We start from the raw sequence: 25,726 nt of genomic DNA, 5'->3' as shown, positions 1-25,726 counted from the left end.
GCTCGTAGACTCGGGCGGTGGCCAAACTGTACTTCCGCTACGGTGCGATGAACTCGGGCAAGTCGACCGCCCTCCTGCAGGCCGCGTTCAACTACGAGGAGCGCGGACAGCGGGTGCTGCTGGCGAAGCCCGCGATCGACACGAAGGGCGCCGATCAGGTCGAGTCGCGGCTCGGCGTCTCACGCCGTGTCGACTTCCTCATCGGTCCGGACGACGACGCTCGCGCGCTGTTCGAGCGGCATCGCGAGCGGGTGAGGCACGCGGCCGACGATGAGCTCCTGCCGGAGGGGAGGGTGTCGGATGTCGCGTGTCTCCTGGTCGACGAGGCGCAGTTCCTCCTCCCTCGCCACGTCGATGATCTCTTCCGGATCGCGATCGAAGAGGACATCCCGGTCCTGGCCTACGGCATCCGCACCGACTTCCTGACAGCGGCCTTCCCGGGCTCGCGCCGGCTCCTCGAGATCGCGCACGCCCTCGAAGAGCTCAAGACGATCTGCCGCTGCGGCCGCAAGGCCGTCTTCAACGGTCGCGTGGTGGCGGGGCGGTTCGTCTTCGACGGCGACCAGGTCGCGATCGACGCGGCGACCGCAGCGCTGCGCGACGAGCACTTCGTCACCTACGAATCCCTCTGCGGCGCCTGCTACCTCGAGGAATCCGGGGGCCGGCTGGGGGTCGCCGGCGCGTGAGGGGCGCGGACGGGCTGAGTAGGCTGGAGGGCATGCGTGTACTCCTTGCCGGCGGTGCCGGATACATCGGCGCCCACACCGCGGTCGCCCTTCTCGATGCCGGCCACGAGGTCGTCCTGCTCGATGATCTCTCGGGCACGCACGCGGCGGCCGCCGAGCGCGTGGAGCGGATCACGGGCCGGCCGGCACCTCTCGTGGTGGGCGATGCGAGCGACGATGCCGTGGTCGAGGATGTCTTCGATCAGCACGGGCCTTTCGAAGCGGTCATCCACTTCGCCGCCTTCAAGGCGGTGGGGGAGTCGACGCAGAAGCCCCTCGACTACTACGCGAACAATCTGGGCACCACGTTCGCATTGCTGCGGGTGGGACTTGCCCACGGCATCCGCTCGTTCGTGTTCTCGAGCACCGGCACGGTGTACTCCGACCCGGCCGATCTGCCCTTCACCGAGACGTCGACGACGAGCGTCGATCTATCCAATCCCTACTCGAAATCCAAGCGCATGAACGAGGTCGTACTCGAGGACGTCGCCCGGGTCAACCCCGATCTCAACGTCACGGTGCTGCGGTATTTCAATCCGGTCGGCGCGCACTCGAGTGGCCTGATCGGCGAGGATCCCGCCGGCATCCCGAACAACCTGATGCCGTTCGTCTCGCGCGTCGCCATCGGCGCGCTCGATCGCATCGGCGTCTTCGGCGACGACTACGACACCCCCGACGGCACGGGCCTGCGCGACTACATCCACGTCGTGGACCTGGCCGAGGGGCACGTCGCCGCGCTGGAGAAGGCCAGCCCGGGCCACGTCGTGTACAACCTGGGCACGGGGGTGCCGGTGAGCGTGCGCGAGCTGATCACTGCGTTCGAGAAGGCCGTCGGGCGCGAGCTGCCGCAGCAGACACTCCCGCGCCGCCCCGGCGACGTCGCGGCGACCTACTGCGATCCCGCCAAGGCGGCGGTCGATCTCGGCTGGAGGACCCGGCTGGGCATCGACGACGCGTGCCGCGACTATTGGCACTGGCAGCAGCAGAATCCCGCGGGCTACGCGGGAGCCTGATCTGCCTGTTGCGTGGTCAGACCACACGCGCTAGCGTGGCCTGACCACACAAGCAGCGGAGCAGCATGCAGAACAGGACGCCGGAGTCACCCAAGGCCTGGGAGGTCGTGCTCGAGCACATCGAGCGCGGCCTGATCGATGGACGATTCGCTCCCGGTGACCGTCTGCCCGCCGAGCGGGAGCTCGCCGCCAGCCTCGGCGTGGGCCGATCGAGTGTGCGCGAGGCCTTGCGCGTCCTCGAGGTACTGGGGCTCGTGCGCACCGGAACGGGGTCGGGTCCCGCGGCCGGGGCGATCATCATCGCGACCCCGCAGGGCGGCATGGCGGCCCTCCTGCGGCTGCAGGTCGCCGCGCAGGGCTTTCCGCTGCACGACATCGTCGAGACGCGACTGCTGCTCGAGACCGCCGTCGTCGAATCCCTCGCCGCCGATCCCGATCGTTCGCTCGCGGTGGCGCTCGCCGCGCTCGACGCGATGGATCGGCCGGGGCTGACCGCGGCGGACTTCCTTGTGCTCGACGCGCAGTTCCATCTGTCGCTCGCCGAGGCCTCGGGCAACGTGGTCGTGGCGGCGATGATGGGGGGTCTGCGCAGCTCGATCGAGGCCTATGTGCGCGAGGGCGCCGAGCGTATCGCCGACTGGGATGCCGCCGCCGCCCGTCTGCGCGCCGAGCACCGCGGCATCCTCGACGCCGTCGCGAGCGGAGACGCCGCCACCGCCCGCCGTCGCATCTCCGACCACATCACGGGCTACTACGCGGGCGCGGCGTTGGCCCGCAGCTGAGCACCCCGCATCCTGAACGCCGCCCCGAGAGGAACCACCATGGTCACGCGCCAGCTCCCGAACCCCGCCGAGCTCTTCGAGCTGATGAAGTTCAAGGCGCCCGAACTGAACGGGCGCAAGCGCCGACTGGATGCCGCGCTCACGATCGCGGATCTGCGCGCGATCGCGAAGCGCCGCACCCCGAAGGCGGCGTTCGATTACACCGACGGCGCCGCGGAGGGCGAGCTCTCGCTCAATCGTGCCCGGCTCGCGTTCGAGGACATCGAGCTGCATCCCTCGATCCTCCGGCCCGCGGAGCACGTCGACACCAGCACCAGCATCCTGGGCGGGCCGAGCGCCTTGCCGTTCGGCATCGCACCGACCGGCTTCACCCGGCTCATGCAGACCGAGGGGGAGGTGGCCGGAGCGTCCGCGGCGGCGGCCGCCGGCATCCCGTTCACGCTCTCGACGCTGGGCACCACCTCGATCGAGGACGTGAAGGCGGCGAATCCGGACGGACGCAACTGGTTCCAGCTGTACGTCATGCGCGATCGCGAGGTCTCGTATGCGCTGGCGAGGCGGGCCGCGGCGGCCGGCTTCGACACGCTGATGTTCACGGTGGACACGCCCGTGGCCGGCGCGCGGCTGCGCGACAAGCGCAACGGCTTCTCGATCCCGCCCCAGCTGACGATCGGGACGATCCTCAACGCGATCCCGCGGCCGTGGTGGTGGTTCGACTTCCTCACCACACCCAAGCTGGAGTTCGCCTCGCTGTCCTCCACCGGAGGCACGGTGGGCGAGCTGCTCGACGCCGCGATGGATCCGACGATCAGCTACGACGACCTGGCCGTCATCCGCGACATCTGGCCCGGCACCATCGTCATCAAGGGCGTGCAGAACGTCGAGGACGCCGCGCGCCTGGTCGATCTCGGCGTGGACGGCATCGTCCTCTCGAACCACGGCGGCCGTCAGCTCGATCGCGCCCCGATCCCGTTCCATCTGCTGCCGCACGTCGTGCGCGAAGTCGGCAAGGACGCGACGATCATGATCGATACGGGGATCATGAACGGCGCCGACATCGTCGCATCGATCGCACTGGGAGCGAAGTTCACCCTCGTCGGCCGGGCCTACCTCTACGGGCTCATGGCGGGCGGCCGCGAGGGTGTCGACCGCACCATCGCGATCCTGCGCAGTGAGATCGAACGCACGATGCGGCTGCTGGGCGTCGCCACGCTCGACGAGCTCGGCCCGCAGCACGTGACCCAGCTCACCCGCCTCGTGCCGGTCTCGCCCGAGGTGGCCGGGGTCGCCGCGGGCTGAGTGAGGCGGTCGGCTTCAGCGCGCCGGCAAGGTCGGGATCAGCGCGTCGAGAAAGACGACGGTCTGCTCCCAGCCCTCGACGGCCTGGCAGGGCACGCCGAGCGCGAGCACGGGGTAGTCGTTGCCCGCCTCGTCGAGGCGGTCGCCGACGAACAGCATGTCGCCGAGGGCGATGCCCGTCTGCTCGGCCAGCTTGGTCATGCCGTACGCCTTGTCGATGCCGCGATGCGTGATGTCGACCGACGTCGATCCGCCGGAGCGTACCTCGAGGTCCGGGATGCGGGCGGCCACCGCGTCGCGCAGCGCCGTCTTCTTCGCACCCGTCGGATCCCATGCCACCTTCGCCTCCAGCGGGGCTCGCTGGCCGAGGGCGGAGAAGGTGATCTGCGAGCCGCGATCCTCGAGGATCTCACCCCACGTCTCGCTCTCCCAGAGACCCAGACGTCGCGCCTCCTCCTCGACGGCGGTGAGCGCACGGGTCTTCTCGTCGTCGGTGAGCGCGTGCGCGTAGACGGTCTCGAGCTCGCCACCCTGCGCGAACCGGTAGTACTGCGTGCCGCACGTGGGCATCAGGTGCACATGCACGAGGGTGGATGCCGGTGCCTCGGGCAGACGGTCCACCACCTGCGTCTGGAACTGCACGATCTGCCCGCCCGAGATGACGGCGACCTCGACCCGTTCGGCGAGGGCTATCAGCTGCTCGCCGATGCGGTCGGGGATGGGGCTCTTCGAGGGAGCGAGCGTGTCGTCGAGGTCGAAGGCGACGAGCTTGGGCGCAGGGGCGGCGGTCATGTCTCTCCAGCGTCGGGGGTCGGGCGGGCCCGGGGACGAGAATGGGCCGACCGGTGGTCGACCCATTCTGCACTGTCGGGGTGACAGGATTTGAACCTGCGGCCTCGTCGTCCCGAACGACGCGCGCTACCAAGCTGCGCCACACCCCGTGGCAACCCTCCGAGTCTACCCGAACTCCAGCCCGCCCCCGAACCGCGCCCGCATCAGGCTCGCGCGGTGAGGGTGATCAGCGTGGCTTCGGGCGGGCAGGCGAAGCGCACGGGCGCGTAGATGGAGTGCCCGATGCCGGCGCTGACGTTCAGCGGCACGGAGCGATCGCCGGAGGTCCACGTCGAAAGCCCCCGTGCCTGCCGCAGCGGGATGTCGCAATTGGCCACGAGTGCGCCGTACCCGGGCACGCGCACCTGACCGCCGTGGGTGTGGCCGGCGAACAGTGCATCGGCGTCGCGGGCGAGCAGGGCATCCAGGATGCGGCGATAGGGCGCGTGCGTCACGCCGATCGTGAGCGCGGAGGATGCGGCATCCCCCGAGTCGCGCGCCTGCGCCGCCACGGCGTCGAGGGCGTCGAGGTCGTCGTGCTTGTGATGCGCGTCGCCGGTGCCGATGGCTCGGATCGTCGCGCCGCCGACCCGAAGATGCGCGACCCGGTTGTTCAGATCGTGCCAGCCGAGCTCGTCGACGAAGAAGCGCTCCATCGCTGCCGTATCGAGCTTCTCGGCCTGCGGGCGACGCCCCGAGGGACCCAGGAAGTATCGGAAGGGGTTTCGCGGAGCGGGGCCGAGCATGTCGTTGGAGCCGTGGACGAAGACGCCCGGCGTGCCGGCGAAGGGCTCGAGCGCCGCACGCACCCCCGCCAGGCCCTCGGCGTGTCCGAGGTTGTCGCCGGTGTTGATGATCAGGTCGGGTCGAAGGCCTACGAGGGAGGCGATCCACCGCTGCTTGCGGCGCTGCCAGGGCGCCATGTGGATGTCGGAGAGGTGCAGCACCCGCACGGGTGCCGCACCGGCCGGCAGGATCGCCAGCTCGGCGCGGCGCAGCGTGTAGACGTACCGCTCGATCGCCGTGCCCCACACGAGGGCCGTTGCCCCCGCGATGCCGGCGACCGCGAACGCGCCCGCCCCGAGGCGCGATGCGCGCGTCACGAGCAGTCGCGTCGTTCGGTGCTCAGCGTCACGGTCGTCCCGCGATTCACGTCGGAGCCCTCGCCGGGCGACACGGAGGTCACCGTGCCCTGCTCGGGCGCGTCCTCGCTCTCGGTGCACTGCTCCTGCACGTTGCTGAAGCCCGCCGAACGGACGGCGCCTGCCGCGGCATCCGGGTTCTGGCCGACCAGACCCGACGGGACCGTCGTGCCTTGGCCGTTGCTCGGCGAGATCGTCACCGTCGTGGCGCCGGACACGCGACCCGCACCCGGGTTCTGGCTCGCGATCGTGCCCTCGGGCTGCGCGCTGTCGATCGGGTCGCCCACGTTGACCGTGAAGCCGGCGGCCTCGAGCGTGCTGCGAGCCTGGTCGACCGACTGCCCGATCACGTTCGGCAGGTCGATGAGCACCTGACGGGTGAGGTTGGGGTCGGGAGTGGGGAAGTCGTCGCCGCCGTACTTGGCGTTCGCGGCGCCCATCATGTCGGGCCAGATCGAGTGCCGGATCGTCCACAGGGCGCGGCCGTTCGCCGAGTTGCGGTCGAGGCGCGCCTCGCCCGTGACGTTGCCGACCCAGACGACCGTGGCGACCTTCGAGCTGGCGCCGTCCATCCAGGTGTGGATCTGCTCGTGGATACCCGTCTTGCCGAACACCGGCACGCCGTCGCCGACGCGTGAGGAGCCGGCCGAGCCGCCGTTGATGACGCCCTCGAGCGCGTAGGCGGTGGTCGCGGCGACGGACTCGTCGATGACGCGGTTGCAGGTGGTCTCGGGAACGAGCTCGGGCATGTCGTTGCCGTCGGCGTCGGTCACACGATCGATGGCCTTGGGCTCGCAGTACACGCCGTTGTTCGCGATCGTCGCGTACGCGGCGGCCATGTCGATCGGGGCGATGTTCTTCGAGCCGAGGATGTCGTAGACGTAGTTGGTGTCGGTCACAGAGCCGCCGCTGGCGAGCTCGACGCCCATGCGCTCGGCGAGGCGGTTGGTGTCGCAGACGCTGACCTGCTCGCTCATCGCGAGGAAGCCGGTGTTGAGCGAGTCCGCCGTGAACCGCATCGGGCTGCCGTTGTATCCGCCGACGCCCTGGAAGTTCTTGATCTGGTTCGAGGCGATGCGCTGCGTGCCGCCGTCGCAGTCGGTCAGCACGTTGAACGAGCGCTGCCGGCCGTTGATGACCTCGTTGACGGAGTGCCCGTGCTCGAGCCAGTTGATCAGCGTGAAGACCTTGTAGGTGGAGCCCGGCAGGAAGCCGTTGGACCCGCCGTTGACGTGTCGCGTGTTGTAGTTGACCGAGGTGTACGCGGGATCCGAATTCGCGAGATCGGCATCCTGCGTGTACTGGCGGTTCTGCACCATCGACAGCACGCGGCCCGTCGAGACCTCGAGCTGGATCCCCGTCGAGCCGAGGTCGATGTTCGGGTGCGTCGCCGGAACGATCGAGATCGCCTGCTCGGCCGCGTTCTGCAGATCGAGGTCGAGCGAGGTGTAGATCTTCAGGCCACCACGGCGCAGGGTGCGCTCCCGCTCCTCGGGGGTGGCGCCGAAGGCCTCGTCGTTCTCCACGATCGTGCGCACGTAGTCGCAGTAGTACGCCGAGCCGCCCGCGGTCTGACAGCCCTGCGTCGACTCGACGATGTTGGGGGTGATCGGCTCCGCGTGGGCGGCGTCGTGCTGCTCCTGCGTGATCTTTCCCTCATCGAGCATGCGGCCGAGCACGTAGTTGCGGCGGTCGAGGGTGAGGGCGTAGCCGTTCGCTTCGCCGTTGGATTCGCGGTCGCGTTGGTCGATGCGGAACGTGTTGGGGTTCTGCACCATGCCGGCCAGGGTCGCCGCCTGCGACAGCGACAGGTTCATCGCCGACGTGCCGAAATAGCGCTGGGCGGCGGCTTCGATGCCGTAGGTGGTGCCGCCGAAGTTGGCGATGTTGAGGTACCCGAGAAGGATGTCGTTCTTGGAATATCTCTGCTCGAGGGCGATCGCATAGCGCATCTCCTGCAGCTTGCGCTCGATGCCCTCCATGCCGGAGGCCGTCGTCGCCTCGACCCAGCAGTTGGCGAGCTCCTCCTGCGAGGGCGCGTCGCGCTCGCAGCGCTGCACGAGCACGTTCTTGACGTACTGCTGCGAGATCGACGAGCCGCCCTGGGTGGCCCCGCCCTGGGCGTTGCTGATGACGGCGCGGGTCGTGCCGATCAGGTCGACGCCGCCGTGGTCGTAGTAGCGCGGATCTTCGCTGGAGAGGATCGCGTCGAAGACGACCTGATTGATCTGGTCGTAGGTGACCGGCACGCGGTTCTGGTCGTAGAAGCGGGCCAGCATCACCTCGCTGCCATCGTTCTGCGTGGCGTAGATCTCGGTCGGCTGCATGAGCTCGTCGATGTCGAGATAGCTCGGCATGTTGTCGAACATCGAGATGGCGCTGGAGGCCGCGGCGCCCGATACGGCGATGGCCGGCGTGACGGTGGCGGTCACAAGAAGACCGGCGACTGCGCTGAGGCCTACGAGGCCGGCGATACCGCCGAGCACGCCCGTAGCCGTCCGTTTCTTATCAGGCATAGGGTGAATGCTAAGGGAGTTACCTGAGCGATGCCCGAAACGCGGCCCGGGTGCTGCCCTGCCGGCCACGAACGCGGGAGAGCGATGACCACCTGGGAGTACCTGACGACTCCGCTGATGATCCACAACACAGCGGCGATCCTGAACAACTTCGGCAAGCAGGGCTGGGAGCTCGTGCAGGTCGTCACCGGCCCCGAAGGTGGTCTCGTGGCCTACTTCAAGAGGCCGACCGGGGGCGAGTCGTCGGGCAACGCCGGCCTGGCCGCCGCGGCCGAGGCGGCGCGCCAGTTCGAGGGGCAGTGACCGTGGGTAGCAGCGCACGACTCGCCGAACTGGGCATCGAGCTGCCGGATGTCGTTCCACCGGTGGCTGCGTACGTCCCGGCCAAGGTGCACGGCGACCTCGTCTACACCGCCGGGCAATTGCCCTTCGTCGAGGGCCGGCTGCCCACATCCGGCAAGGTCGGCGAGGGCGACGGGCTCGTGCCCGCCGCGGACGCCGCGGGATATGCACGCCGGTGCGCCCTGAACGCGATCGCGGCGGCGGCCGCGGCCGTCGGGGGAGCGGACCGCCTGACGGGTGTGCTCAAGGTGACGGGCTTCGTCGCGTCGGTGCCCGAGTTCACCGGCCAGCCCGCCGTGATCAACGGCGCGAGCGAGCTGCTCGGCGAGGTGTTCGGTGACGCCGGCCGCCACGCGCGCTCGGCCGTGGGCGTGCCCGTGCTGCCGCTGGACTCTCCCGTCGAGGTCGAGGTCGTCTTCACCTGGGAGTGATCACCGCACCTGCGCGCTGATCACGCTCATCACCGCCGTGTCGGCGAGTGTCGTCGTGTCGCCCACCTCGCGGCCCTCGGCGACGTCGCGCAGCAGACGCCGCATGATCTTGCCGGACCGCGTCTTGGGCAGCTCGCCCACGATGTAGACGTCGCGGGGCCGTGCGATCGGGCCGATCTGCTCGCCGACCCATGACCGCAGCGCCTGCGCGAGACCGTCGGGGGAGTGCCTGTCGAGGTAGCTCTGCTTGATGATGACGAAGGCGACGACCGCCTGGCCCGTCGTCTCGTCGGAGGCGCCGACGACGGCGGCCTCGGCCGTGGCCTCGTGGGCGACGAGCGCCGACTCGATCTCGGCGGTCGAGAGGCGATGCCCCGAGACGTTCATGACATCGTCGACCCGACCGAGCAGCCAGATGTCGCCGTCCTCGTCGCGACGCGCGCCGTCGCCCGCGAAGTAGAACCCCCTGTCGGCGAACTTCTCCCAGTACGTCTCGACGAAGCGGTCGGGATCGCCCCAGATCCCGCGCAGCATGCTCGGCCAGGGCTCGGTCACGACAAGCAGGCCACCCGCATCATTGCCGACGTGCGCGCCGGCCTCGTCGACGACATCCACCACGATTCCCGGCACCGGCACCTGGGCGCTTCCGGGCTTGGTCTCGGTGACCCCCGGCAGCGCAGAGATCATGATCGCGCCCGTCTCGGTCTGCCACCACGTGTCGACGATGGGCGTGGTGCCCGCCCCGATGACGGTGCGATACCACATCCACGCCTCAGGATTGATGGGCTCGCCCACCGACCCGAGCAGGCGCAGGCTCGACAGGTCGAACTCCGCCGGCACCTGCCGGCCGATCTTCATGAACGAGCGGATCGCGGTCGGGGCGGTGTAGAAGATCGTCACTTCGTACTTCTCGATGATCTCCCACCACCGTCCGGGGTGCGGAGTGTCGGGCGTGCCCTCGTAGAGCACCTGCGTGGACCCGTTGGCCAGCGGACCGTACGCGACGTAGGAGTGGCCGGTGATCCAGCCGATGTCGGCCGTGCACCAGTAGACGTCGGTCTCGGGGTGAAGGTCGAACACGTTGCGGTGGGTGTACGCCGCCTGCGTGAGGTACCCGCCCGAGGTGTGCAGGATGCCCTTGGGTTTTCCGGTCGTGCCCGAGGTGTAGAGGATGAAGAGGGGGTTCTCGGCGGGGAACGCGCGGGCGACGTGATCGGCGGATGCTGTCGGCACGACATCGTGCCACCACAGGTCGCGTCCCTCCTGCCATTCGACCTCGTTGCCCCCGCGGCGCACGACGAGCACGTGCTCGACGCTGGCCTGCGGGCCCTGTCCGCCGCGGTCGGCGAGGGCCATGTCGACGGCGGGTTTGAGCGGCGACACCTTGCCCTTGCGGTACCCGCCGTCGGCGGTGATGACGAGCTTTGCCCCGGCGTCGTCGATGCGCGAGCGCAGGCTGTCGGCCGAGAAGCCGCCGAACACGACGGAGTGGATCGCGCCGATGCGGGCGACGGCGAGCATCGCGGCGATCGCCTCGGGGATCATCGGCAGGTAGATGGCCACACGATCCCCGGCGCCGATGCCCAGGCCCTCGAGCACGTTCGCGAGGCGCTTGACCTCGTCGGTGAGCTCGGCGTAGGTGACCGCGCGGGAGTCGCCGGGCTCGCCCTCCCACAGCAGCGCCACACGATCGCCGTGCCCCGCCTCGACGTGCCGGTCGAGACAGTTCTCCGCGACGTTGAGCTCGCCGTCCTCGAACCACGTCGCGAAGGGTGGGTTGGACCAGTCGAGCACGCGGGTGAACGGGGTCTGCCAGTGCAGAAGCTCGCGGGACTGCTCGGCCCAGAACGCCTCGCGATCGGCCTCCGCCCGCGTGTAGAGCTCGCGAGTGGCGACGGCGTCCGCGGCGAACTCCGCGGGCGGGGCGAAGTGCCGCGACTCGTTCAGCAGGTGGTCGATCTGGGTGGTCATCGGTGCGCGCTCCTTTGTGCGTCCTGCGTCGGGGATGCCGAGCGATCGACGCCCGGTCCCGGCCTGCGGCGAATCTACCCGCGCGCGAAAGGGGCGGCTACCGCCGAAAGTCGGGGGTGCTCATGCGCCCCGCCCGATATACCGCATGGGAGCGGTGCCGATATGTTTGGCCGGGTCCATTCAAGTGCGTATGCTTCTTCGCGGCCGAACATTCGATTCTGGCAGAGCGACATCCCGGCCACCCCCCTGACCGGGTGTCGCGAGGCGGCATCCCATTCCCCCCATGGGATGCCGCCCTCTTCTTGTGGCGGTGCTGATCCCTCCCCAGCGCAGCGCCGGCCATCCGCGTCCCCCGCCCGGCCCGCACGGCGAGGCCGGGGCGCGTGCGCGGTCCTAGCCTCGCGGGCATGCCCTTCGTCCCCGAGCCCCCGGCCGCGCCGCTCGCGCCGCTGTTCCCGGCGGCCGTGTCGTTGTCTGCGTCAGTGCCGCCGCCGACCGCGTCGGTCGCGCCGCTGTCGATCACCCCGACCGCGCCGGAGTGGAGTGGGCCCGCTCCCGAGCGCTCGCGAGCGCGGGAGTCGGCGCTCGAGCCACTCGCGGTGTTCCTCGACGACCCCGCCGTGACCGACCTCTTCATCAACGGCGCCGAGGGGCTCTGGTGCGATCGCGGCTCCGGGGCCGAGCGCGAGGCGCTGTGGAGCGCGGATGAAGAGGACGTGCGGGCGCTCGCTGTCGACCTCATCGGTCTCGGCGGCCGGCATCTGGACGAAGCCAGCCCGGCGGTGGATGTGCGACTGGCCTCCGGCATCCGGGTGCACGCCGTCCTGCCCCCGATATCGACGTGCGGCACGGTGCTGTCGCTGCGCATCCCGCGTGTGGCCCGCCCGACCCTCGACGCGCTCACGGGTCACGGAATGCTCACCCCCGCGGCGGCGGAGTGGGTGCGCACGCTCGTCGCCACGCGCACCAACGTGCTCGTGACGGGGGCCGCGGGCACGGGCAAGACGACGCTCCTCGCAGCCATGCTCGCGGCGGTCCCTGCGCGGGAGCGCATCGTCACGATCGAGGACGTCGCCGAGCTGCAGATCGATCATCCGCATCACGTGGCCCTCGAGGCGCGCCAGCCGAACCTCGAGGGCGCCGGCGGTGTGGGTCTTGCCCGCCTCGTGCGCGAGGCCCTGCGCATGCGGCCGGATCGCCTCGTTCTCGGCGAGTGCCGCGGCGAGGAGGTGCGCGACCTGCTCGCGGCGCTGAACACCGGGCACGACGGCGGAGCGGGAACGGTGCACGCGAGCGGCCTGCACGAAGTGCCGGCGCGTCTCGAGGCACTGGGCTCGCTCGCGGGCCTCGACGACATCGCGCTGGCACGGCAGGCGACGAGCGCGATCGGGATGGTGCTGCACATCGAGCGGCACGGCGATGGCGCCCGGATGCTCTCCCGCGCCGGTCGACTGCGACTGGACGCCGGTCGTCTGAGCGTCGAGGAGTGTGCACCGTGGCTCTCCTGAGGCGCCGGCGACGCCCGGAGGCCGAATCCGCCGCCGTCGCCGAGGTCGCCCGTCGGCTCGCGGTGCTGCTTCAGGCCGGGATCGCACCGCGCGCCGCGTGGGGACACCTGGCATCGGCCGACGCTCGGGCGGGAGCGGATGCCGCCGCTCCGTCCGCGGGGAGGACGGTCGCGGCCACGGTGGCTGAGATCTCGCGCGTCGCGGCGACGGGCGGCTCGATCGTCGATGCGCTGCGCGGCGGCGGCGGACCCTGGCGGGATCTCGCCGCCGCCTGGGCGATCGCTACGGAGGTGGGAGCGGCGCTCGCCGACGCCCTGCGCGCCTTCTCGACGGCGCTCGCCGATGCCGCCGAGGCGCGCGACGACATCGGTGTCGCGCTCGCCGAGCCCGCCGGCACCGCTCGGCTCATGCTCTGGCTGCCCGTCGCGGGGCTCGCGCTCGGTGTCGCCCTCGGGCTCGACCCGCTCCGGATGCTGCTCTCCGATGTCCGCGGGCTCGTCTGTCTCGGCCTGGGGCTCGCGCTGGTCGCGGCGGGCCGCGCATGGACGGCACGCCTCGTGCGCACGGCCCAACCGCCGCCGCGGTTGCCCGGGATCGATGCCGAGCTCTTCGCCGTCGCCCTCAGCGGCGGGGTGTCGATCGATCGTGCCGCCGCGTGCGTGGAGCGCGCGCTCGGCCCGGGCCGGGCGCCGCCGGCGTCACCCGCCGTGCCCGCCCTCCCCGGCGCCGTCGCCGCGGCGCTCGATCTCTCGCGCGCCGCCGGCGTCCCCGCCGTCGAACTCCTGCGCGCCGAGGCGGCCGGCGAGCGCCACCGTGCGCGCATCGAAGGCCGCGCGCGTGCCGCCCGTCTGTCGACCCGGCTGCTGCTTCCGCTGGGCGCCTGCACCCTGCCCTCGTTCCTCCTCCTCGCCGTCGTGCCGCTCGTGCTGTCGGTGCTCGGCTCCACGGCCCTTCCCCTCGTCTGACTTCTCCCTCGCCTGACCCTTCCGTCCGATCAGCCACCCACGAGCCATGCACAAAGAAAGAGGTACGACAATGACCGATCCCTTCACCCCCCGCGCCGTGCGCGCCGCGCGTCGTCGGCTGCTCGGCGATGACAGCGGCGCCGCGACCGCCGAGTACGCCATCGCGACCATGGCCGCTGTCGCCTTCGCAGGCCTGCTCGTGGTCATCATGCGCAGCGACGAAGTGCGCGGGATCCTCACCGATCTTGTGCGGCGCGCGCTCACGGTCGGGTGAGCGCGCGGACGCGGCGGCGGCGCCGAGCGGAAGGCGCGCCGCCGCCGGATGATTCCGGCGCGGTCGCCGCCGAGTTCGCGGTGACCCTGCCCGCCGTCCTCCTGGTGCTCGCGCTCGGCATCTCGGCGCTCGCGGCGGGCGCGCAGAGCGTCCGCCTGCAGGATGCCGCGGCCGACGCCGCTCGCCTCGCGGCGCGCGGCGAGTCGTCCGGCGCGGTGGAGCGTGCCGCGCGCGGCGGGGGAGGCAGCGCTGCGGCCGTGCAGGTGTCGCGGCGCGACGACCTCGTGTGCGTGAGCGTCTCCGAGCCCGTCCGGCTGGTCGGCATCCCGGCCGGGGGTCTCCGCGCCACCGGCTCGGCCTGTGCCCTCGACGGCGGGCTCTGATGGCGGGGGCTGTGCTCGCCGTCGGCGCCGTGCTGACAGCATCCACCCTCGCCGTCGGGCTCGCCGTGGTGGGCCAGGCCTCCGTCGTCTCGCAGCGGGCGGCCGGCGCCGCCGACAATGCCGCCGTCGCCGCGGCGGACGCCCTTTCGGGGGCGGCGACCGGGCAGCCGTGTGCGAGAGCGGCGGAGGTGGCCGCGACGTTCGGACTCGAGGTGGCGGCGTGCACGATCAGCGGAGCGGAGGTCACGGTGACGGTGACGGGCGGCCTCCTGGGCCTGCCCGCCACGGCCCGTGCGCGTGCGGGTCCGCCGCAGGCCTCGCAAGACGTCCCGGGACGCGCGGGAGCCGACACACAGTGAGCGGTGTGTATGGTGTGCATCGACGAAAGGCACACCCTTGGCCACCAGCAAGAAGCTCGTCATCGTCGAGTCCCCGACGAAGATGAAGTCGATCCAGTCCTACCTCGGCGACGACTACGAGGTGCTCTCCTCCGTGGGGCACATCCGCGACCTCGCCGATAAGAAGGACATCCCCGCCGACCTGAAGAAGACGTCGGTGGGCAAGTATTCGATCGACATCGAAAACGGCTTCGCCCCCTTCTACGTCGAGTCGGAGCGCGGCAAGAAGACCGTCGCCGAACTCAAGCGTGCGCTCAAGCAGGCCGACGAACTCCTGCTCGCCACCGATGAAGACCGCGAGGGCGAAGCGATCGCCTGGCACCTGCTCGAGACGCTCAAGCCCAAGGTGCCCGTCAAGCGCATGGTGTTCCACGAGATCACGAAGGACGCCATCCGAGCCGCCGTCGAGAAGACCCGCGATCTCGACCACGACCTCGTCGACGCTCAGGAGACCCGCCGCATCCTCGACCGCCTCTACGGCTGGGATGTCTCGCCTGTGCTCTGGCGCAAGATCGGCACCGGCCGCGACGGCGCCGCACTGTCGGCCGGGCGCGTGCAGTCCGCCGCGACCCGGCTCGTCGTCGACCGCGAACGCGAACGCATCGCCTTCGTCTCGGCGGGGTACTGGGACATCGAGGCCGACGCGGCCAAGGACGCCGCGTCCTTCCGTGTCAAGCTCGTGCGGCTGGATGGCGCCGCAATCGCCCGCGGAGCGGACTTCGACGAGCAGGGCCAGCTGAAGAAGGCCGTCGTCGTGCTCGACGAGCAAGCGGCCCGCGACCTCGCCGACGCGGTCGCGGCAGTGGCGACAGCATCCGTCACCAAGGTCGAGGCGAAGCCCGGCACGCGCAGCCCGTACGCGCCCTTCACGACCTCGACGATGCAGCAGGAGGCCGGCCGCAAACTCTCGATGAGCGCCAAGCACGCCATGAGCGTCGCCCAGCGTCTCTACGAGAAGGGCTACATCACCTATATGCGCACCGACTCGCAGTCGCTGTCGACGCAGGCCATCCAGGCCGCGCGCGAGCAGGCGGTCGAGCTGTACGGTGCGAAGGCGGTTCCCCTGCAGCCCCGCGTCTACAAGAGCAAGAGCAAGAACGCCCAGGAGGCCCACGAGGCGATCCGTCCCTCGGGGGAGCACTTCCGCACCCCCTCGTCGGTGGCGAGCGGCCTCGACCGCGACGAGCTGCGCCTCTACGACCTGATCTGGAAACGTACGGTCGCGAGCCAGATGGCCGACGCGAAGTACGAGACGACGACCGTGACCCTCGAGGTCGACGCCGCCGGACGACGCGCCGAGTTCACCGCATCCGGCACCGTCTACACGTTCAAGGGCTTCCTCGAGGCGTACGAGGAAGGCCGCGACGAGAAGCGCGGCGATGCCGACAAGGCCGACGAGCAGTCGCTGCCCGCCGTCGCGGTGGGCGAATCGCTCGCCATCGCCGACGTCGAGCCGAAGGGCCACCAGACGACCCCGAAGCCCCGCTACACCGAGGCCTCGCTCGTCAAGGCCCTCGAGGAGAAGGGGATCGGGCGGCCCTCGACGTTCGCGAGCATCATCGACACGATCCTCGACCGCGGCTACGTGACCAAGCGCGGCCAGGCTCTCGTGCCGAGCTGGATCGCCTTCAGTGTCGTCCGGCTGCTCGAGGAGAACTTCCCCGACCTCGTCGACTACGACTTCACCGCCGCGCTCGAGGACGACCTCGACGCGATCGCCCGAGGCGACCAGAAGCGCGTGGACTGGCTCCGGGAGTTCTACTTCGGCTCCGAGGGGCACGTCGGCCTGCGAAACATCGTCGACAACCTCGGCGAGATCGATGCCCGCGAGCTGAACTCCCGGCCCGTCTCGGCCGGAGTGACCCTGCGCATCGGCAAGTACGGCCCCTACCTCGAGGTCGCCGACGCCGAGAATCCCGAGGCCGAACCGCGGCGCGTCAACATCCCCGAAGACCTCGCGCCCGACGAGCTCACGCCCGCCAAGGCGCAGGAGCTGATCGACGCTCCCGTGGCCGGCGACCGCGTGCTCGGTGAGAACCCCGAGAACGGCAAGCTGATCGTCGTCAAGGACGGCCGGTTCGGACCCTACGTGCAGGAGCTCGAACCCGAGGAGCCGCAGGCGGTCGACGAGGCCACCGGCGAGGTGATCGAAGCGCCCAAGAAGCGCGGAGCCAAGAAGGAGGCGGCGCCCAAGCCGCGGACGGCGTCGCTGTTCAAGAGCATGTCGGTCGACACCATCGACCTCGATGTCGCGCTGCAGCTGCTGTCGCTTCCGCGCACGGTCGGCACCGACCCCGAGTCGGGCGAGCCGATCACGGCGCAGAACGGGCGGTACGGCCCCTATCTGAAGAAGGGCACCGACTCGCGCTCGCTCGAGAGCGAGCAGCAGATCTTCGACATCGACCTCGAGGCCGCGCTCGCGGTCTACGCCCTGCCCAAGTACGGCGCGCGCCGCGCATCGAGCGCGCTCAAGGAGTTCGAGGCGGACCCGGTCAGCGGCAAGCCGATCCGCATCCGCGACGGCCGTTTCGGGGCCTACGTGACCGACGGCGAGACCAACGCGACCATCCCGCGCGGCGAGACCGTCGACGACGTCGACTTCGAACGCGCCGTCCAGCTGCTCGCCGACAAGCGCGCGAAGGGTCCGGCGCCCAAGCGCACCGCCAAGCGCACGACCACGCGCAAGGCGCCGGCCAAGAAGTGACGGGGGATGCTGCGCCCTCGCGCGGCGTGTGGATCACTCTCGAGGGGGGCGACGGCGCGGGCAAGACGACCCAGGCGGGCCTGCTCGAGACGTGGCTGCGCGAGCGGGGTCGCGAGGTCGTCCGCACCCGCGAGCCCGGCGGCACAGAGGTGGGGACGCTCGTGCGCGACATCGTTCTGCACCACCGCGGTGAGGTGGCGCCCCGTGCCGAGGCGCTGCTCTACGCGGCCGACCGTGCCCAGCACGTCGCGACGCTGGTCCGCCCGGCTCTCGAGCGCGGCGCCGTCGTCGTGCAGGATCGATACCTCGACTCCTCGGTCGCCTATCAAGGCGCGGGGCGTGTGCTCGATGCGGGCGAGATCCGCGACCTGTCGCTGTGGGCGACCGAGGGGGCGCTGCCGCACCTGACGGTGCTGCTCGACCTCGATCCCTCCGCGGCGCGGGCACGGCTGGATGCCGACGACAAGCCGTTCGACCGGCTCGAGGCCGAACGCGAGGACTTCCACGCCCGGGTGCGTGCAGCGTTCCTGCAGCTCGCCGCCGCCGAACCCGACCGGTTCCTGGTGCTCGACGCGACGGCCCCCGCCGCCGATCTGGCCGCCGCGGTGTGCGCGCGAGTGCAGCCGCTCCTGGCCTGAGCATCCGTGTCCCGAATTCTGTTGGCTGGGGCGGATGCGGGCGACGGATTCTGGGACATGCGTGGTGGGGTCGCCCGTGCGCGCGGCCGTGTCACAGGCGCCGCGAGGTCAACATTCCGGAAGAACGGCGCTCCGCGGCCCACGGCACGGCCGCCAAGGCGTTGCAGACCCCATCGATCCGGAATGTTGACCGTTTGCGGCGCCTGCCCGGCGCTCTCGGGGCCTGCGTGCGGCCGTGTCACAGGCGCCGGTTAGGCTGAGGCGATGCCTCCCGCAACCGCCGCGCCCGCCCTGCCTTGGGGCGCCGTCTGGGGGCAGGACGCTGCGGTCCGCACGCTGCAGCACGCGGCATCCGACCCCGCGAACATGACGCACGCGTGGCTGATCACGGGCCCGCCCGGGTCGGGTCGCTCGACGCTCGCCTACGCGTTCGCTGCCGCCCTGATCGCCGAGGGCCCGGACGATCTCGCGACGATGCGGCAGGTGATCGCCGGCACGCATCCCGATCTCACCGCCCTGCGTACCGAGCGCGTCATCATCACGATCGACGAAGCACGCCGGCTGGTCGAGCGCTCGGCCTTCGCCCCCTCGCTCGGGCGGTACCGCGTGATCGTCGTCGAGGACGCCGACCGCATGACCGAGCGCACCTCGAACGTACTTCTCAAGTCGCTCGAGGAGCCGCCCGAGCGCACCGTGTGGGTGCTCTGCGCGCCGAGCGAGGCCGACCTGCTGCCCACGATCCGCTCTCGGGTGCGTTCGCTGCGGCTGCGCGAGCCGGATGTCGACGACGTCGCGCGCCTCATCGCCGAGCGCACGGGCGCGACGTCGGACATCGCCGCACAGGCGGCGCGCCACGCGCAACGGCACATCGGCATGGCACAGCGCCTTGCCACCGACCCGGCGGCGCGCGCGCGGCGCGACGAGACCCTGCGGGCTGTGCTGCGGGTGCGCAGCGTCGGCGACGCCGTCGAGGTCGCGGGCCGCATCGTCGAGCTGGCCACCGACGATGCGAAGGCGCTCACCGCCGAGCGCGACGCCGACGAGCGCACGTCGCTGTTGCGCACGATCGGGGTTGCCGAGGGGCAGGCGCCGCCGCCCGCCGTGCGCGCCCAGCTCAACGCCCTCGAAGAGGATCAGAAGCGCCGTGCGACACGCAGCCTGCGTGACGGCATCGACCGGGTGCTGACAGACCTGCAGTCGATGTTCCGTGATGTCGTGATGCTGCAGTTCGGCCGCGGCGACGACCTGGTCAACAGCGAGCTCGACACCGATCTGCGCGCTCTGGCACAGGCGTGGCCGCCGCAGCGCACGCTCGCGGTGCTCGATCAGCTGCAGAACACCCGACGCAATCTCGAACAGAATGCCGCACCCGTGCTCGCGCTCGAGAGCATGCTCGTGACGGTCATCAGTGGAAGGACCCCGTGACGATGGCCCGACGATTCACCGGCACCCGACCCGCTCGCGCGCGGCGCGCCCTCGGGGCGTTCGCCGCCCTGGTGGGGGCCGCGCTCGTGCTGAGTGGATGCCTCTACCAGGCCATCCCCGACGATGTCACGACGGGCGCACCCGCTCCCGTCGATCCCGCCGACGTGCCCGCGGATCTCGAGGGCTTCTACGCGCAGGAGCCCGCGTGGTACCAGTGCGGCGGGTTCGACTGCGCCACGGTGCTCGCGCCGCTGGACTGGGACGACGCGTCGCTCGGCGTCGTCGAGCTATCGGTGATCCGCGCGCCTGCGACGGGAACCGAGCCGATCGGGTCGCTGCTGACCAACCCGGGCGGACCGGGCGCGAGCGGGGTAGGCCTCATCCGCGATTCGCTCGACTTCGCCGTCGGGGAGGCGCTGCAGGAGTCGTACGACGTCATCGGCTTCGACCCGCGGGGCGTGGGGGAGTCGACCGCGGTGACGTGCCTGGACGCGGCCGCGATGGACGCGTACCTGTACGAGATCCCGGCCGCGCCGCGCGGCAGCGCCGAGTGGGAGACCGAGCTCACCGAGCGCAACCGCGCCTTCGCCGAGGCCTGCGAGGCGAACAGCGCGGGCGTGCTCGAGCACATCACGACGGAGAATTCCGCGCGCGACATGGATCTGCTGCGCTCGGTGCTGGGCGATGACCAGCTGCACTACCTCGGCTACTCCTACGGCACGTTCCTCGGGGCGACGTACGCCAAGCTCTACCCCGAACGCGTGGGGCGCCTCGTGCTCGACGGCGCGATCGACCCCGCGGTCTCGGGACTCGAGGTCGGAACGACGCAGGCCGTCGGTTTCGAGCAGGCCCTTCGTGCCTATATGCAGAACTGCCTCTCCACCCAGGAATGCCCGTTCCGTGGCACGGTCGATCAGGCGATGGCCGATCTCGGCGCACTCCTCGCGTCGGTCGATCGCTCACCGTTGCCGGCACCAGACGGACGGATGCTGGGGGCCGACAGCCTGATGACGGCGATCATCGCGGCGCTGTACTCGCAGGAGAACTGGTCGATCCTCACGGCGGCGCTGGCCAACGCGCTGCAGGGCGATCCCGAGGTCGCGTTCCTGCTCGCGGACTTCTACAACGGCCGGGAGGGCGGGGTCTACCTCGACAATTCGACCGAGGCCTTCCGCGCCTACAACTGCATGGACTACCCCGTGGTGGATGCTGCCGAGCAGACCGCCGCGGACGAGCGGATCGCCGCCGAGGCTCCCACGATCGCTCCTTACTGGTCGGGTCCCGATCCGTGCGACGTATGGCCGCATGAGCCCACGGGCGTGCGGGAACCCATCGCCGCGGAGGGTGCGGCCCCGATCCTCGTCGTCGGCACCACCGGGGATCCCGCGACGCCCTACGAGTGGTCGGTGGCGCTCGCCGATCAGCTCGCCTCGGGCGTGCTGCTGACGAATGTCGGGGAGGGGCACACGGGGTACAACAAGGGCAACGCGTGCGTCGACGACGCCGTGGAGGCCTACCTGATCGAGGGCATCGTGCCCGCCGACGATCTCTGCGGGTGACCGAGTGCTGACCGTCAGCGGGTGAGTTCGTAGAAGCGCCAGAAGCCGAACTCGCCGGTGGGCATGATCTGCGCGTCCGCGAATCCCGCCGCGCGGGCGTAGTCGGCGAGGATGCCGGGGCGCATGACGGTGCCGGTACCGACGCTCGGGGCGTGCGAGAGGCCGTCGGGCAGGCAGATGAACAGGCTGAAGCCGTACATCATCTGCTCGAGCGCGTCGCCGGGCGGGTCGAACCGTTCGGCGACGGCCTCGTCCATGATCACGACGGGGCCAGCGGGCACGGCCTCGCGCATCGCGGCGAGCACCTCGACGGGCTGGGGCATGTCGTGGATGCATTCGAAGGCGAACGCCGCATCGAACGGGCCGTGTGCGGCGAGCGTGGCGCCGTCCACCCGGTCGAAACTCACGCGATCCTCGAGCCCGGCGTCGCGCGCGTTGTCGGTCGCGAGTGCGATCGATTCTTCGTCGACGTCGAAACCCTCGACCCGAAGGTCGGGGTAGGCGTCGGCGAGCGCGATCGATGCCCACCCGCCCCCGCACCCGACGTCCGCGACACGCGCGCCGGGCCGGGCGAGCACCTCATGGAGGGAGGGCTGCGCCGAGAAGACCTCGGGCAGCAGGTCGAACCAGGGGCGGTTCATGTCGGCCTGCGACTCGCGGGCGTCCGCTCCGAGCTGTTCCCACGACACGCCGTCGCCCGTCCGGTAGGCGTCGACGAGAGCGGGCAGCTGAACCGCCGCGGACGCGCACATGCGCGCGAGCGGTGCCAGGTAGGCGGTGCTGCGCTCGTCGGTCAGCGCCTCGGCCGCGGCCGGCGAGAGTGCGTATCGGTGCGGCTCGGGCGGATCGTTGAGCTCGGCCTGCAGCATCCCGCTCGTCGCCTGCTGCTCGAGCCACTCGCGCGCGTATCGCTCGGCCGTGCCCGTGCGGTGCGCGAGCTCGGCGGGGGAGGCGGGTCCCTCGGCGGCGAGGCTGCGATACCAGCCCAGCCGGTCGCCGAGGTAGATGGCCATGGTCTGCACCCAGCCGAGGCCGGCGGCCAGCACCTGCTCGGCGACCTCGTCCGCGGTGCGTTCGTCGGTCTTGGCGGCGGAGTCCCGCGAGTGCTCGGCGAGGGTTTCTTCGTTGTGCGGCATCGTCTGCTCCTTCGCATCGTGAGGAAGAGGGTCGACCTCTTCGCAGAGCGTAGGTAGTGCGGATGCGGGAGCGCATCGGTTCGATGGTGCATCTCTCGGGAGAGGGCCCTGCATCAGATCATGCAGGGCCGCGCGTCCCACCGCCATGGGGTCGGCCGTCGAGGGGCGCAGCCCGGATGCTTCGCCCGTCGTCTTGCCTCACGTCAAGATGTCCGGGAGTGAGTGATGCTTGCCTCACGTGAAATGTCCGCGTAGCTCAGGCGGCGGGGCGGGTGCCCTGGGTGCGGGCGGCGGCGAGTTCGATGAGTTGTTGCTGGATCTGGTTGATCCGTCGGGTGATCCGTGCCGGGTTCAGCTTCGCATGCTCGCGCTCCAGTCGGGCGCGGGTCTTCTCGTCGAGCACACCGGCGTCGAGCAACCGCTGGTAGGGGGTACGTGGCTTGTCGTAGACGCGCTTCTTCCGGCCGGCTGCGGTGTGGGTCCAGTCGATCGCTTTCACGCAGGGCAGCAGATGGTTCTTGCGGGCCATCACGAAATCCCAGAGCTCGTTGAGCAGGGTCATCTCCGCCTCGGTCTCGTAGCGGTAGCGGAACGCGTGTTTGCGGACCCAGTCGCCGTTGCGTTGCTCGACGTGCGCGTTGTCGTTGTGCTTGTAGGGACGCCCCCGGGTGACGGGGATCTCCTTCTTGTCCGCCCAGGCGATCACGCCCCAGTTCATGAACTCGGATCCGTTGTCGAAGTCGAGCCCGGCGACCGGGACGGGCGCGTTCTTCACCATCCATTCCAGGGCGCCGTGCACGTGCACGTAGGCGTTGTTGCGGATCGTGCGCAGCATCGTCCACCCCGCGACCGGGTCGGTGCCGGTCAGGGTGCGCAGGAACTCGCCTTTGAGGGAGTGGCCGCAGTGCGCGACGGTGTCCAGCTCCAGGAACCCCGGGACGGTCAGCGGGGCGTCCATGCTGGTGCGCGTCGGGATCGAAGAGCGCAGGATGTGGGACGGCTTCGTGCCCGAGACCGCGACCGGGTAGGCGGCGTCCTTGTGCGGTTTCAGGTACCGGTCGATCGTCGCGGCGCTCATCGATCGCAACTCGTCCAGCACCTCCGGTGTGACCCGCTGCTCGACCTTGCCGAGCTCACGGAAGCGGACGAGGCGTTCGAGGGTGTCGTCCATGATCGCCGCGAAGTACTTTCCCGACGGCTGCCCGGACAGCCGCCAGACTTCTTGCAGCACCACGAGCGCATCGTAGGAGTACTTCCGCTCACGCGGCTTACGCTGCTGATCGCGCGCGGCACCTTTGCGTGCGTTCGCGGCACGGATCGCGCGGCGCGCGTGATCACGCGTCCAGCCTGTCGCGTGCACAAGCTCGTCCAGCAGCCGGCCCTTCTCTTCCTTGCCTGCTTTCGCATACTCGCGGGCGAACTTCTTCGTGATCTCACGGCGCGCCGCCATCGACAACTCCCTGCTCATCACCCCAGGGAACTACGCGGACATTCCTACGTGAGGCACGCGCAGCCCTTCCCGGACCTTTTAGCTGAGTCTCGTCGCATGATGATTATGATGAATGCTTGATCCGCAACGATGCGGACGACTGTCGCTTCGATGCAGAGGCGACACGCGCAACCCCCCAGGAGGAAATCCGTGACATCCGTACGGGAATCAATCGACCGCGCGCCTATGAGCGCCTATCAAGTCATGGTCGTCGTCATCTGCCTCGCCATCATCCTGGCCGAGGGCTTCGACCTCCTCATCATGGCGTTCAGCGCGTCCGGCGTCGCTCAGGAGTGGTCGCTCACCGGCTCCGAGGTCGGGATTTTGCTGAGCGCCGCCCTGTTCGGTATGGCATTCGGAGCGGCGTTCCTCGCACCGCTCGCCGACCGAATCGGGCGCCGTATGCAGACCCTGGGGTGCCTCCTTCTCGTGGCGATCGCGATGCTGCTCGCGTCGTTCTCCACGAGCTTCGTGCAACTCGGCATCTGGCGTGTGCTCACCGGTCTCGGCATCGGCGGGCTCGCGGCGAGCCTGCCCGTGATCGTCGCGGAGTTCTCGCCGCAACGACGTCGCACCACGATGATCGCGATCTACACGAGCGGGCTCCCGCTGGGCGGCGTGATCGGCGGGCTCATCGCCGGCGCCCTCGCCGCCTACGGCTGGCGCGCGAGCTTCACCGTCGGCGCCGGCATCACGTTCGTCATCTTCCTCGTCGTGCTCTTTGCGATGCCCGAGTCGATCGATTACCTGCTCGTGCGACGCCCGAAGAACGCGCTCGCCCGCGTCAACAAGACTCTGCAATGGATGCGTATCGCGCCGATCGCCGAGCTGCCCGCGGTGGAGCACCGTAAGGACGACACGGTCAAGGGAGCGATCTTCACGGGGCGCAACGGGATCCGCTCCGCTCTCCTCGGATACGTCTTCTTCGTCTTCTCGGCAGGGTTCTACTTCGCCACGAGCTGGACCCCGCGGCTCCTCGAGCAGACCAGCCAGTCCGCGCAGCAGGGAATCACGGGCGGGACGCTGCTGAACCTCGGCGGCGCGGCGGGCACGCTGCTGTTCGGCCTGCTCGCGCTGAAGTTCCGGCTCCGCTGGCTCGCCGCCGTTACCGTCGCCTGTGCGGCTCTCTCCCTGGTCGCCATGAGCGTGACGCTCGGGGGGTCCGCCGGCGCGCTCGTGGTGGCCACGATCGTCGGAGCACTGCTCAACGCAATTGCGTCGGGCCTGTACGCGCTCGCACCCGCCTCTTACCCCGCCGCGGTGCGCACGACCGCAGTGGGGTGGGTCGTTGCGATCGGCCGCGTGGGAGCCATCCTCGGTCCGATCATGACGGGCGTCCTTCTGGACGGCGGGTGGACTGCGTCGGGGCTGTACCTGTTCTTCGCCGTCCCGCTCCTCCTGGGTGCGGGCGCCATCGCCCTCATCCGGCTGCCGAAGGAGGCCGAGGCCTCTCCCGTCGCCGCGGCCGGCGCCGACCCGGTGGCGCAAGAGAACGTCGCGACGGCGGTGGACGAGCGGTGAGCGACGGGGTGACGGATGCCGCGGCATCCGTCACCCCGTCACGTCCGTTGTCGGATCAGTAGCCTTCTTCGTCGACGATCCAGGCTCGCACCGGCCGTTCGTGCGACCGCAGATGCCGGTAGTTGCCCTTGAAGAACACGAGCGGGTCGCCGCTGTGCCAACCCAGCGGGCTGAGTTCCCTTACAGCGCCGACGACGATGTAGTGGTCGCCCGCCTCGTACTCCGCGACGGTCTCGCAGTCCACCCAGAGCAGTGTGTGGTCGAGCACGGGGTTTCCGGCGGCGGTGGGCCCCCACTCCACACCCGCCCACTTATCGCTGCCCCGCCGGGCGAACCTGTTCGACAGTTCGGACTGATCCTGTGCGAGCACGTTGACGCAGAACCTGCCGGTGGCGCGGATCCGGGGGTAGCTGCCCGAGAGCGTCATCACGCTGAACGAGATCAGCGGCGGTTCGAGCGACACGCTGTAGAACGATTGGCACGTGAACCCGATCGGCCCGAGATGGTCATAACCGGTGATGATCGTGATGCCGGAGGCGTAGTGGCCCATGCTGTCGCGCATCTCGCGCGGTTCGATCACGGTCCGCCCGGAGCGAGGCGTTCGATAGTGCGCGGAATCCGTGAGACGTATCCGATCCGGTTCGCGGTTCTCCACAAGAGCCTCCCTGGCGCCA

The 25,726-nt window shown here is 70.2% G+C and carries 23 protein-coding genes and 1 tRNA gene; 16 read left to right on the top strand and 8 right to left on the bottom strand.

Annotation, left to right across the window (positions count from 1 at the left end; all coding sequences use genetic code 11):
* Positions 1-17: 17 nt before the first annotated feature.
* The 4 genes from AB2L57_RS14105 to AB2L57_RS14090 all read left to right on the top strand — a co-directional run bounded on the left by AB2L57_RS14105 (position 18) and on the right by AB2L57_RS14090 (position 3,819).
* On the top strand, positions 18-686 hold the full coding sequence (locus tag AB2L57_RS14105; protein ID WP_292811527.1) for a thymidine kinase: 669 nt from the start codon (positions 18-20) through the stop codon (positions 684-686).
* A gap of 32 nt (positions 687-718) precedes the next feature.
* Positions 719-1,738 (top strand): UDP-glucose 4-epimerase GalE, encoded by a 1,020-nt coding sequence (galE, locus tag AB2L57_RS14100; protein ID WP_292811525.1) that lies wholly within the window; start codon positions 719-721, stop codon positions 1,736-1,738.
* Positions 1,739-1,803: 65 nt separating this feature from the next.
* Positions 1,804-2,520, top strand: coding sequence for a FadR/GntR family transcriptional regulator (locus AB2L57_RS14095; RefSeq protein WP_409047386.1), 717 nt, complete (start codon positions 1,804-1,806; stop codon positions 2,518-2,520).
* Positions 2,521-2,559: 39 nt separating this feature from the next.
* Positions 2,560-3,819, top strand: a complete 1,260-nt coding sequence (locus AB2L57_RS14090) for an alpha-hydroxy-acid oxidizing protein (RefSeq protein WP_409047385.1) — start codon at positions 2,560-2,562, stop codon at positions 3,817-3,819.
* 15 nt (positions 3,820-3,834) lie between these two features.
* Here the strand turns inward: AB2L57_RS14090 and AB2L57_RS14085 are convergent, their stop codons facing one another.
* From AB2L57_RS14085 to AB2L57_RS14070, 4 genes are all read right to left on the bottom strand, one after another.
* Complete coding sequence (locus AB2L57_RS14085) at positions 3,835-4,611, bottom strand: HAD-IIB family hydrolase (protein WP_292813052.1); 777 nt, start codon at positions 4,609-4,611, stop codon at positions 3,835-3,837.
* Between the two features lie 75 nt (positions 4,612-4,686).
* Positions 4,687-4,760 (bottom strand) — tRNA-Pro (locus AB2L57_RS14080).
* 54 nt (positions 4,761-4,814) lie between these two features.
* Positions 4,815-5,753, bottom strand: a complete 939-nt coding sequence (locus AB2L57_RS14075; RefSeq protein WP_292813050.1) for a metallophosphoesterase — start codon at positions 5,751-5,753, stop codon at positions 4,815-4,817.
* On the bottom strand, positions 5,750-8,308 hold the full coding sequence (locus AB2L57_RS14070) for a penicillin-binding protein (protein WP_292813048.1): 2,559 nt from the start codon (positions 8,306-8,308) through the stop codon (positions 5,750-5,752). The genes AB2L57_RS14075 and AB2L57_RS14070 overlap by 4 nt, the downstream gene beginning before the upstream one ends.
* An 84-nt stretch (positions 8,309-8,392) precedes the next feature.
* On the opposite strand from AB2L57_RS14070, the gene AB2L57_RS14065 reads away from it, so the two are divergent.
* Positions 8,393-8,611, top strand: a complete 219-nt coding sequence (locus AB2L57_RS14065; RefSeq protein WP_292813046.1) for a hypothetical protein — start codon at positions 8,393-8,395, stop codon at positions 8,609-8,611.
* Between the two features lie 2 nt (positions 8,612-8,613).
* Positions 8,614-9,081, top strand: a complete 468-nt coding sequence (locus tag AB2L57_RS14060; RefSeq protein WP_409047384.1) for a RidA family protein — start codon at positions 8,614-8,616, stop codon at positions 9,079-9,081.
* Here the strand turns inward: AB2L57_RS14060 and acs are convergent, their stop codons facing one another.
* Positions 9,082-11,052: an acetate--CoA ligase gene (gene acs, locus AB2L57_RS14055; protein WP_292813042.1), complete on the bottom strand. Its 1,971-nt coding sequence runs from the start codon at positions 11,050-11,052 to the stop codon at positions 9,082-9,084.
* Positions 11,053-11,459: 407 nt separating this feature from the next.
* On the opposite strand from acs, the gene AB2L57_RS14050 reads away from it, so the two are divergent.
* The 9 genes from AB2L57_RS14050 to AB2L57_RS14010 all read left to right on the top strand — a co-directional run bounded on the left by AB2L57_RS14050 (position 11,460) and on the right by AB2L57_RS14010 (position 20,906).
* Complete coding sequence (locus AB2L57_RS14050) at positions 11,460-12,560, top strand: TadA family conjugal transfer-associated ATPase (RefSeq protein WP_292813040.1); 1,101 nt, start codon at positions 11,460-11,462, stop codon at positions 12,558-12,560.
* Complete coding sequence (locus AB2L57_RS14045; RefSeq protein WP_292813037.1) at positions 12,548-13,525, top strand: type II secretion system F family protein; 978 nt, start codon at positions 12,548-12,550, stop codon at positions 13,523-13,525. Before AB2L57_RS14050 ends, AB2L57_RS14045 begins: the two co-directional genes overlap by 13 nt.
* A 70-nt stretch (positions 13,526-13,595) precedes the next feature.
* On the top strand, positions 13,596-13,799 hold the full coding sequence (locus AB2L57_RS14040; RefSeq protein ID WP_292813034.1) for a DUF4244 domain-containing protein: 204 nt from the start codon (positions 13,596-13,598) through the stop codon (positions 13,797-13,799).
* A complete protein-coding gene (locus AB2L57_RS14035; protein WP_363331353.1) occupies positions 13,796-14,182 on the top strand; it encodes a TadE family type IV pilus minor pilin in 387 nt (128 codons plus the stop codon). The genes AB2L57_RS14040 and AB2L57_RS14035 overlap by 4 nt, the downstream gene beginning before the upstream one ends.
* Complete coding sequence (locus AB2L57_RS14030) at positions 14,182-14,541, top strand: Rv3654c family TadE-like protein (RefSeq protein ID WP_409047383.1); 360 nt, start codon at positions 14,182-14,184, stop codon at positions 14,539-14,541. The genes AB2L57_RS14035 and AB2L57_RS14030 overlap by 1 nt, the downstream gene beginning before the upstream one ends.
* Positions 14,542-14,578: 37 nt before the next feature.
* Entirely contained in the window at positions 14,579-17,284 is a 2,706-nt protein-coding gene (topA, locus tag AB2L57_RS14025) for a type I DNA topoisomerase (protein WP_292813026.1), read from the top strand.
* Positions 17,281-17,922 carry a dTMP kinase gene (gene tmk / locus AB2L57_RS14020; RefSeq protein WP_409047382.1) on the top strand — a complete coding sequence of 214 codons (642 nt, stop codon included), beginning with the start codon at positions 17,281-17,283 and terminating at the stop codon, positions 17,920-17,922. The genes topA and tmk overlap by 4 nt, the downstream gene beginning before the upstream one ends.
* A gap of 264 nt (positions 17,923-18,186) precedes the next feature.
* Entirely contained in the window at positions 18,187-19,347 is a 1,161-nt protein-coding gene (locus tag AB2L57_RS14015; protein ID WP_409047381.1) for a DNA polymerase III subunit delta', read from the top strand.
* A gap of 2 nt (positions 19,348-19,349) precedes the next feature.
* On the top strand, positions 19,350-20,906 hold the full coding sequence (locus tag AB2L57_RS14010) for an alpha/beta hydrolase (protein WP_292813021.1): 1,557 nt from the start codon (positions 19,350-19,352) through the stop codon (positions 20,904-20,906).
* Between the two features lie 14 nt (positions 20,907-20,920).
* On the opposite strand, the gene AB2L57_RS14005 is transcribed toward AB2L57_RS14010, so the two are convergent.
* Together AB2L57_RS14005 and AB2L57_RS14000 are read right to left on the bottom strand one after the other, a co-directional pair.
* Complete coding sequence (locus AB2L57_RS14005) at positions 20,921-22,042, bottom strand: class I SAM-dependent methyltransferase (RefSeq protein ID WP_409047380.1); 1,122 nt, start codon at positions 22,040-22,042, stop codon at positions 20,921-20,923.
* Positions 22,043-22,298: 256 nt separating this feature from the next.
* The gene (locus AB2L57_RS14000) at positions 22,299-23,510 is read right to left on the bottom strand and encodes an integrase (protein WP_409046856.1); all 1,212 of its coding nucleotides are present in this window, start codon (positions 23,508-23,510) and stop codon (positions 22,299-22,301) included.
* A gap of 207 nt (positions 23,511-23,717) precedes the next feature.
* Between AB2L57_RS14000 and AB2L57_RS13995 the strand changes: the two genes are divergently transcribed.
* Complete coding sequence (locus AB2L57_RS13995) at positions 23,718-25,052, top strand: MFS transporter (RefSeq protein ID WP_409047379.1); 1,335 nt, start codon at positions 23,718-23,720, stop codon at positions 25,050-25,052.
* Between the two features lie 55 nt (positions 25,053-25,107).
* On the opposite strand, the gene AB2L57_RS13990 is transcribed toward AB2L57_RS13995, so the two are convergent.
* On the bottom strand, positions 25,108-25,632 hold the full coding sequence (locus AB2L57_RS13990; protein WP_409047378.1) for a flavin reductase family protein: 525 nt from the start codon (positions 25,630-25,632) through the stop codon (positions 25,108-25,110).
* Between the last annotated feature and the right edge of the window lie 94 nt (positions 25,633-25,726).

This window comes from Microbacterium sp. HA-8, assembly GCF_046111165.1.
Taxonomy (GTDB): Bacteria; Actinomycetota; Actinomycetes; order Actinomycetales; family Microbacteriaceae; genus Microbacterium.
This window is presented reverse-complemented; position numbering and strand designations above follow the sequence as displayed.

What these genes read in the sequence shown, in the direction of transcription:
- AB2L57_RS14005 (WP_409047380.1), bottom strand. Translation starts at nt 22,042, where the DNA reads ATGCCGCACAACGAAGAAACCCTCGCCGAGCACTCGCGGGACTCCGCC.
- AB2L57_RS14015 (WP_409047381.1), top strand. Translation starts at nt 18,187, where the DNA reads ATGCCTCCCGCAACCGCCGCGCCCGCCCTGCCTTGGGGCGCCGTCTGG.
- AB2L57_RS14095 (WP_409047386.1), top strand. Translation starts at nt 1,804, where the DNA reads ATGCAGAACAGGACGCCGGAGTCACCCAAGGCCTGGGAGGTCGTGCTC.
- acs (WP_292813042.1), bottom strand. Translation starts at nt 11,052, where the DNA reads ATGACCACCCAGATCGACCACCTGCTGAACGAGTCGCGGCACTTCGCC.
- AB2L57_RS14090 (WP_409047385.1), top strand. Translation starts at nt 2,560, where the DNA reads ATGGTCACGCGCCAGCTCCCGAACCCCGCCGAGCTCTTCGAGCTGATG.
- AB2L57_RS14070 (WP_292813048.1), bottom strand. Translation starts at nt 8,308, where the DNA reads ATGCCTGATAAGAAACGGACGGCTACGGGCGTGCTCGGCGGTATCGCC.
- galE (WP_292811525.1), top strand. Translation starts at nt 719, where the DNA reads ATGCGTGTACTCCTTGCCGGCGGTGCCGGATACATCGGCGCCCACACC.
- AB2L57_RS14040 (WP_292813034.1), top strand. Translation starts at nt 13,596, where the DNA reads ATGACCGATCCCTTCACCCCCCGCGCCGTGCGCGCCGCGCGTCGTCGG.
- AB2L57_RS14085 (WP_292813052.1), bottom strand. Translation starts at nt 4,611, where the DNA reads ATGACCGCCGCCCCTGCGCCCAAGCTCGTCGCCTTCGACCTCGACGAC.
- AB2L57_RS14065 (WP_292813046.1), top strand. Translation starts at nt 8,393, where the DNA reads ATGACCACCTGGGAGTACCTGACGACTCCGCTGATGATCCACAACACA.
- AB2L57_RS14010 (WP_292813021.1), top strand. Translation starts at nt 19,350, where the DNA reads ATGGCCCGACGATTCACCGGCACCCGACCCGCTCGCGCGCGGCGCGCC.
- AB2L57_RS13995 (WP_409047379.1), top strand. Translation starts at nt 23,718, where the DNA reads ATGAGCGCCTATCAAGTCATGGTCGTCGTCATCTGCCTCGCCATCATC.
- AB2L57_RS14000 (WP_409046856.1), bottom strand. Translation starts at nt 23,510, where the DNA reads ATGAGCAGGGAGTTGTCGATGGCGGCGCGCCGTGAGATCACGAAGAAG.
- AB2L57_RS14050 (WP_292813040.1), top strand. Translation starts at nt 11,460, where the DNA reads ATGCCCTTCGTCCCCGAGCCCCCGGCCGCGCCGCTCGCGCCGCTGTTC.
- AB2L57_RS14030 (WP_409047383.1), top strand. Translation starts at nt 14,182, where the DNA reads ATGGCGGGGGCTGTGCTCGCCGTCGGCGCCGTGCTGACAGCATCCACC.